Source organism: Streptomyces sp. CA2R106 (assembly GCF_037034245.1).
Classification (GTDB): domain Bacteria; phylum Actinomycetota; class Actinomycetes; order Streptomycetales; family Streptomycetaceae; genus Actinacidiphila.
Genome location: NZ_JBAGKC010000168.1, coordinates 1 through 571 on the forward strand (window position 1 = coordinate 1; position 571 = coordinate 571).

Below are 571 nucleotides of genomic sequence, written 5' to 3' on the forward strand. Positions count from 1 at the left end.
CTAGGTCCTGTCCGGCGGATCTTGTGACCGTCTGATGGTCGGTTCGTTGTGCTGGTTATGGGGCGGGGTGATCTGACGAATGCGGAGTGGGCGAAGCTGGAGCCGCATCTGCCGGTGGTCGGCCTGCGTGGCGGCCGCTGGTGCGACCACCGGCGGGTGATCGACGGGATCTTGTTCCGGGTGCGGACCGGTGTCCCGTGGCGGGATCTGCCGGAGCGTTACGGGTCGTGGAAGACGGTGTACGAGCGCCATCGCCGCTGGTCGGCAGACGGTACGTGGGACCGGGTCCTGCAGGCTGTCCAAACCGATGCCGATCTGGCCGGCCGCATCGACTGGTCCATGGTCAGCGTCGATTCGACATCCTGCCGAGCCCATCAGCACGCGACCGGCGCACGCAGGAAGGCGCCTCGCGTTCCGAAAAAAGAACGACGCCCCGGCACCACCGCCCCGACGAGGGACTCGGACGGTCCCGGGGCGGTCTGACCTGCAAGATCCACCTTGCAGGCGAGGGCGGTTGCCGCCCGATGGCCTTCCTGCTCACCCCGGGCCAATGGGGCGACGCACCCCAACT

General features: G+C 68.1%; 1 pseudogene. It reads left to right on the top strand.

Features of this window, described 5'->3' with window-relative positions:
* Nucleotides 1–57 precede the first annotated feature (57 nt).
* Nucleotides 58–571 (top strand): annotated as a pseudogene (locus WA788_RS35565) (IS5 family transposase); the annotation flags it as partial.